The 7,240-nt window shown below is 41.2% G+C and carries 6 protein-coding genes; 1 reads left to right on the forward strand and 5 read right to left on the reverse strand.

Going from position 1 to position 7,240, the window contains the following annotated elements; all coding sequences use genetic code 11:
• Positions 1–58: 58 nt before the first annotated feature.
• From CXF64_RS15590 to CXF64_RS15610, 5 genes are all read right to left on the reverse strand, one after another.
• The gene (locus CXF64_RS15590; protein WP_101217461.1) at positions 59–1,276 is read right to left on the reverse strand and encodes an aspartate kinase; all 1,218 of its coding nucleotides are present in this window, start codon (positions 1,274–1,276) and stop codon (positions 59–61) included.
• A gap of 6 nt (positions 1,277–1,282) precedes the next feature.
• Positions 1,283–3,883, reverse strand: a complete 2,601-nt coding sequence (gene alaS / locus CXF64_RS15595) for an alanine--tRNA ligase (RefSeq protein ID WP_024594513.1) — start codon at positions 3,881–3,883, stop codon at positions 1,283–1,285.
• Positions 3,884–3,902: 19 nt separating this feature from the next.
• The gene (locus CXF64_RS15600) at positions 3,903–4,355 is read right to left on the reverse strand and encodes a regulatory protein RecX (protein ID WP_024606256.1); all 453 of its coding nucleotides are present in this window, start codon (positions 4,353–4,355) and stop codon (positions 3,903–3,905) included.
• Complete coding sequence (locus CXF64_RS15605; protein WP_007378958.1) at positions 4,355–5,143, reverse strand: BPSS1780 family membrane protein; 789 nt, start codon at positions 5,141–5,143, stop codon at positions 4,355–4,357. The genes CXF64_RS15600 and CXF64_RS15605 overlap by 1 nt, the downstream gene beginning before the upstream one ends.
• Before the next feature lie 81 nt (positions 5,144–5,224).
• Positions 5,225–5,848, reverse strand: a complete 624-nt coding sequence (locus CXF64_RS15610; RefSeq protein ID WP_007583803.1) for a GTP cyclohydrolase II — start codon at positions 5,846–5,848, stop codon at positions 5,225–5,227.
• Between the two features lie 248 nt (positions 5,849–6,096).
• On the opposite strand from CXF64_RS15610, the gene CXF64_RS15615 reads away from it, so the two are divergent.
• The gene (locus tag CXF64_RS15615; protein ID WP_101217462.1) at positions 6,097–7,212 is read left to right on the forward strand and encodes an energy transducer TonB; all 1,116 of its coding nucleotides are present in this window, start codon (positions 6,097–6,099) and stop codon (positions 7,210–7,212) included.
• Positions 7,213–7,240: the final 28 nt, after the last annotated feature.

Genomic DNA, 7,240 nt, shown 5'->3' on the forward strand with positions numbered 1-7,240 from the left:
GATTCCGCTTAAACATACTAATGAAAATTAGACTGAAAAGTAAGTAAAAACTCTCAATCTATCCATTTTCTGTTAAAAATGCTTTGTGTAATGCACGAACTGCCAACTCTAGGTACTTTTCATCTATTAAAACTGAAATTTTGATCTCAGAAGTCGAGACTAAAACCACATTAATATTTTCCTGCGCTAATGCATCAAAAAATAAACTTGCTACACCAGAATGCGATTTCATACCCATTCCAACAGCAGAAACTTTAGCGACTGTTGGTAATCCGCTTATATTTTGAGCACTGAGTTGAGCTTGATCTTCGCTCAATAATTCAAGTGCTTGCAGATAATCATTCGAGTGCACAGTAAAAGCATAGTCTATTTTTTCAAAGATATGATTAACTTGATTAATCATATCTATTTCGATGCCATTATCAGCAAAAAGTTTCAATATTTTTGAAAGATATTGCGTACCGCTTGGCACACCATCTACTTTAATTAAACATTCGTCACGATTAAACGCAATCCCCGATACCACCTTGCTTGGCATATCGTTCTCCTCAAAACTTATTAATGTGCCTTCATCAGGATTAAAACTAGAAAGCACCCTAAGTGGCACATTGTGTCTACCTGCAGCTTCTACCGAGCGAATATGCAAAACTTTCGCGCCTAAACTTGCCAGCTCCAGCATTTCGGCAAAAGTAACTTGGCTCATTCTGCGCGCGTTAGGTTCAACACGAGGATCTGTAGTATATACGCCGTCAACGTCTGTATAGATCTGGCATTCGTCGGCTTTTATAGCCGCTGCTATTTCTACAGCCGATGTATCGGTGCCGCCGCGTCCAAGCGTTGTAATATTGCCCTCAACGTCACGCCCCTGAAAGCCAGCAATAATAGCAATACGGTTATGCTCAAGCTCATGCTTTAAACGTGTAGCGGCAACGTCTTCAATACGGGCTTTACCAAACATGTTGTCGGTTAGAATATTGACTTGATCGGCTAATAAGCTTACAGCTGAATGACCACGTTTGATAATAGCCATAGCAAGCAGTGATACAGAAACCTGCTCTCCGGTGCTAATAAGCACATCTAGTTCACGGCTACTCGGGCGAGTATCAATTTGTTTGGCGAGGTTAATTAAGCGGTTGGTTTCTCCCGACATAGCAGAGAGAACCACAACCACTTGATGTCCTTGTTGTCTGGTTTTAACAACAAGGTCGGCGACTGCTTCAATTCGCTCTATTGAGCCGACCGAAGTGCCACCGAATTTTTGAACAATAAGTGCCACTTAGGCTTAAGTACGCTCAGTTAACCAAGCTGTAACGCTATCTAGTGCAGCAGCAAGATTTTGTGGCTCACTACCACCAGCTTGTGCCATATCTGGACGACCGCCACCTTTACCACCTACTTGACCTGCCATATGGTTAACTAACTCACCGGCTTTTACTTTGCCTGTTAAGTCTTTCGTTACACCGGCAATTAGGCTTACTTTGTCGCCACTGGCAACACCCAGTGCAATAACACCTGAGCCAATCTTGTTTTTAAGGTCATCAACCATACCGCGAAGCGCTTTAGATTCAGTACCTTCAACGTTTGCTACAAGTAGCTTAACGCCATTAATTTCAACAATCGAATCAAGTAAAGACGCGCCCGCTGCACTTGCTAGCTTATCGCTAAGCTGTGCAATTTGCTTTTCAAGGCCTTTAGATTTTTCAAGCAACGCAGTTACTTTTTCAAGTACCGATGCGCTATCGCCTTTAACTAAAGCTGCAACATCGCTAAGTTGTTGCTCTTGCTCGCTAACGTACGCTACAGCCTCTGCACCGGTTACCGCTTCAATTCGGCGAACACCTGCGGCAATACCGCTTTCAGATACAATTTTGAATAAACCAATATCGCCAGCGCGCTCAACGTGAGTACCACCACAAAGCTCAATAGAGTAGTCGCCAATAGTAACTACACGTACTTCGTCATCGTACTTTTCGCCAAACAATGCCATAGCACCTTTCGCTTTAGCATCATCAATAGCCATAAGCTCAGTATTAAGTGCAAAGTTACGACGAATTTCGTCATTAACTACACGCTCAATTTCACGTAGCTCATCTTTAGTAACTGCTTCAAAATGCGAAAAGTCAAAACGTAAACGATCTGGCTGAACAAGCGAGCCTTTTTGGCCTACATGGTCACCTAATAATTGGCGTAGTGCTTCGTGTAAAATATGCGTAGCTGTGTGGTTTTTCTTGATGCTATCGCGGCGCGTATCATCAATAGTTGCGTCAACTTTGTCATTAACACCAATACGGCCTTGTACAGTACCGTGGTGAGCAAAAGCATTACCAAGCTTAGTGGTATTAGTAACATTAAATTCGCCACCAGCAACTGTAATAGTACCCGTGTCACCCGTTTGACCGCCTGATTCAGCGTAAAACGGTGTGCGGTCTAGTACTACAATACCTTGTTGACCATCTTCTAATAACTGAACAGCTTCGCCACCGGCAAAAATTTCAATAACGGTCGCGCTGTAATGTGTGCTGTCGTAACCTTTAAAGTCAGTGTGTTTATCTGATTTTAATTGGTCATTGTAATCTGCACCAAATTTACCTGCTTGCTGCGCTGTTTTACGTTGTACAGCCATACACTCTTCAAAGCCTTGATGATCAATTGTCATCTGGCGCTCACGCGCAACATCGGCCGTTAAATCAGCTGGGAAACCATACGTATCATAAAGTTTAAATACTAAGTCGCCCGGTATAATATCGCCTTTAAGGTCGCTTAAGCTTTCTTCTAAAATAGCTAAGCCACGCTCAAGTGTTTTACCAAACTGTTCTTCTTCAATGCGTAATACTTTTTCGATAATTTCTTGTTGCTTAGCAAGCTCAGGGTACGCTTGACCCATTTGCTCAATTAGCGCAGCAACTAATTTATAGAAAAACGAACCTTGTGCACCTAATTTGTTACCGTGGCGCACAGCACGACGAATAATACGGCGCAGTACATAACCACGGCCTTCGTTAGATGGCATAACACCGTCTGAGATTAAAAACGCACACGAACGAATATGATCGGCCACTACGCGTAGTGACTTATCGTCCATGTCTTGTGCATTAGTAACACTTGCAGCAGCAGCAATTAAGCCTTGGAATAAATCGATTTCGTAGTTTGAATGCACGCCCTGCAAAATAGCAGAAATACGCTCAAGGCCCATTCCCGTATCAACAGATTGCTTAGGTAGAGGCAACATTGTACCGTCGCTTTGACGGTTGTATTGCATAAATACAAGGTTCCAAATTTCGATGAAACGGTCGCCGTCTTCCTCAGGAGAGCCCGGAGGACCGCCCCAAATATGCTCGCCATGATCATAAAATATTTCAGAACACGGACCACACGGGCCAGTATCGCCCATAGACCAAAAGTTGTCTGAGGTCGCAATACGAATAATACGATCCTCTGGTAAGCCAATTTCGTTAGCCCAGTAACCAAACGCTTCTTCATCATCATGATAAATAGTTACTAAAAGTTTTTCTTTAGGTAGGCTTACTACCTCAGTTAAAAACTCCCATGCAAACTTAATCGCGTCTTGCTTAAAGTAATCACCAAAGCTGAAGTTACCTAACATTTCAAAAAATGTATGGTGGCGAGCAGTGTAGCCTACGTTTTCTAAATCGTTATGCTTACCGCCAGCACGTACACAGCGCTGCGAGCTTGTCGCACGTGTATAAGGGCGGCTTTCTGCGCCTAAAAATACATCTTTAAATTGCACCATGCCGGCATTGTTAAATAACAACGTGGCATCGTTACCCGGTATAAGCGAGCTAGAAGGTACTATTTGATGTTGCTTGCTGGCAAAAAAGTCTAAAAACTGTTGCCTAATTTGTGCGGTAGTCATGTGCTGCATTTGAAAGTCTCACCTGTATTTACTGTGCTTGCATTGCAAAATTAATTTCATCGTAGCTAAAACCCCGATACATTAAGTAGCGCACGCGCTTAGCTTTATCTTTGTAATCGAGGTTTGGCGGTGTATTTGAATATTTTTTATTGTACGCATCCTGCGCAAGCTCAAACCAATCTACTTCAAGCTCTTCAACTACCAATTCAAGTAGCGAACGATCAATCCCTTTGCCCATAGCTTCGCTTTGTATTCGCTTAAGCCCGTGGCATTTAAATATGTGTTTTCTTACAAAGCCTTCACAGTATCGCTGCTCGTTAATAAAATTATGCTTTTCGCACCAATCAAGCAGCGTTTCAATAAACTCTTCTGTCGCTTCTTTTTGCTGTAATTTGAGCGTTAACTCTCGACGCGAATATTCTTGGCGCCCTAGTAACCAAAGTACATAGTTTTTTAGTTTTTGCTTTAATTTATCATCCATTAAGCGTCAAAACGCCCGCTTGTTTCACTGCTAAGTGGCTTAACATTAATGTCGTCACTTGGTGGTACAACAGGCATAAAAATGGCTTGATAAGATACAAAAAAGCTAATGTAGCAAATCGGCATTAAAATCAACAGTGGTAAGAACGATAAGAACATCGAAAGCGCCATAAATAATGCGCAAATAAGGCCAAAAACGCCAAGTGGCAAAATGTTATGATAAAACACCATTAACGATTTTTTAAGCGCCGTTAAAATACGTGTTTCTTTACTAAAATAAACAAGCGGTACAGCGTAAGCAAACGCCGTTAAATAAATTAGCATTGCCATAAAAAACAAAATGACATTCGCGCCCGAAATACTCTCAAGCATTTGTTCAAGTGCTACGTTTGGATCAAGTCCTGGTTGGCTCATAACAGCTACTGCATCGGCAAATAAGCCATTAGCAAGTAACGCCATTAAAATGCCCGCACCCATTTGATAAAGTGCTAAACGCAATAACCCTAAGCGATTTCCCTTAGCCGTAAATGGCTTGAGAATATCGGCTAGCATAATTTTTCCGCCCTGCTGCTTACTAAGCACCGCTTGGTAAAACCCTGCGGTTAAAAATGGCGTAGCTAGTGCTGCTACTACTTGCAGCAGCGGTAAAAATAAAGACAGCAGCCCTACAATACCAATAAATAAATGCATAAAAATAAAGGTTGCTGGCTGGGTTTTAAAAATAAGCCATCCGGCTTTTAACCACTTTAGCCCTGCATCGGCTTTAAAAATTCGTAATTGTGTAGACATACTTGCTCTTAATTTAAAACGAAACACGCCAAGTATAACTTGGCGTGAGGGGGTATTAATAGACGAAACGTAATTAAATGATTAAGGTTTTTTAATTTTCTTAATATCTAACATATGCGCGCCATGCTTAATTTTTGTTTCTAGGTACGATTTATTACCCGCAACACCCGCTTTAATGTGCGCATGCGTGCCCACAACCGAGTCAACATTAATACCGGCATCTTTTAATGCGTTAAGCTTTTTAGGATTATTGGTCATTAATTTAACGTGGCTTAAATTAAGCGCATTAAGCATTAATACCGCATCCGAAAAGTCACGTAAATCATCAGCAAAGCCTAAATGATTATTAGCTTCGTAGGTGTTCATACCTTGCGATTGCAGTACGTAAGCATCAATTTTGTTGTATAAACCAATGCCACGGCCTTCTTGGCGTAAATACAATAAAATACCGCCTTGCTCGTGCATCATTTCAATACACTCATTTAGCTGCTCGCCGCAATCACAACGCGATGAGTAAAATACATCGCCTGTTAAACACTCTGAATGCATACGAATAAGCGGTACATCTTGCTCTGTATCAGCGTTGTTAAACACCATAGCAATATGTTCTTTACCATCTTTTAAATCAGTAAATGAGATTATTTCTGCAGGGATATCACTATTTCTGCCAACATTAAGCTGGACTCTTGCTCTTACTTGCGCCACGACAAATCCAAATATTTAAATAACTACGACACGACAATAAAGTGATAATATCACAAGATAGGATAAATACACCGTAGTACAAGACTGTTTATGGCAATTATATGGCGACGACAGGCGTTATTTTCAATGATTGTTAGCAATAAATTAATACAAATAACAGCCAATGTTATTTACGTTGATTTACCTTAATCAGTGACACCTACAGGCGCGTTTGGTATTTTGTATTTTAAACAACGATAGGGATTATTATGAAACGTCAGCAACTCGCTTTATTTATAGGCTTAAGTTTATCTGCTTTAAGCGCAACCACTTTAAGTACTACAGCACTTGCCAGCCAAGCAAGCGATCCTCAAACGGTATTTAGCCAAGCATACCAAAGCTATTTAGCTGCAGTTAAAGCAGACAAAAACGTACAACAAACTGCCAAGCTTGCTTACACATCGGGTAAAGCCGTTTACGGTAAAAGCGACGACAATACTGCCAACTTAGCTATTAATTACGCTAAAGCAATAAAAGGCTACGGCGATGAGCTAAACGAACAGCGTTTTGCACTCTATAACGAAGCCCATACTATTTTAGCTGCAAATCACGGTAAACTATCAATAGAAACAATTGATGCACTGCTCGGCCAAGCTAACTACACAACATCAGCTTACAAAGCAGCTAATTTTTTAGAACAAGTAATAGATATAGCTAAAACACAAAATAAGCCTAAATTTGTAGCCGACATGAAACTAGAAGCGGCATCACTGCTTGCTAAAAAGTTTAGCTCTAAAAAATATCGCGAAGCGAAAAACTACCTAGAAGAAGCCGACGAATACTACCGTGAAAATCTGCCTAGTAGCTCGGTAGAGCAAATTAAAGCTAATTTTTTAATAGCCGCATTTGCCGAAGGTAGTAAAAAATATAATCAGGCAATTGAGCGCTTAAACAACATAGTTACCGCGTTTGACGATAACTTAAAATACGATCACAGTGCTGAGCTAACCGCTCACTCTAAACTTGTAGGTCTGTACGAAAAACAAGGCAAAAGCGAAGAAGCAACTAAACACTGCCTCGCTATCGCTCAAATGGTGCCATGGAAAGAATCGCAAGAGCAAACACCACTCTATCGTGTTAATCCTAAATACCCAGTGCACAAAGCCAGATTTAGTACCGATGGTAGCGTTGTTATGGAGTTTGAGGTAGACGCCGCAGGCTTTGTAAAAAACCCAAAAGTACTTAGCTCTGAAGGCGGCAGCGCATTTGAAAAGTCAGCCAAAGCAGCGCTTGAGCAATGGCGTTACGCGCCAAAGTTTGAAAATGGTAAACCTGTTAGCGCTATTTCTCAGGTACAGCTCGACTTTAAAATTAACCGCCACTAAAAGCGGCTCATTAAAAAAGGCGCTTTAT

Source organism: Pseudoalteromonas sp. GutCa3 (assembly GCF_002836155.1).
Taxonomy (GTDB): domain Bacteria; phylum Pseudomonadota; class Gammaproteobacteria; order Enterobacterales; family Alteromonadaceae; genus Pseudoalteromonas; species Pseudoalteromonas arctica.

Bases quoted from the DNA above. Each gene is read 5' to 3' on its own strand.
- CXF64_RS15600 (WP_024606256.1), bottom strand. From the start codon at position 4,355: ATGGATGATAAATTAAAGCAAAAACTAAAAAACTATGTACTTTGGTTA.
- CXF64_RS15615 (WP_101217462.1), top strand. From the start codon at position 6,097: ATGAAACGTCAGCAACTCGCTTTATTTATAGGCTTAAGTTTATCTGCT.
- alaS (WP_024594513.1), bottom strand. From the start codon at position 3,883: ATGCAGCACATGACTACCGCACAAATTAGGCAACAGTTTTTAGACTTT.
- CXF64_RS15605 (WP_007378958.1), bottom strand. From the start codon at position 5,143: ATGTCTACACAATTACGAATTTTTAAAGCCGATGCAGGGCTAAAGTGG.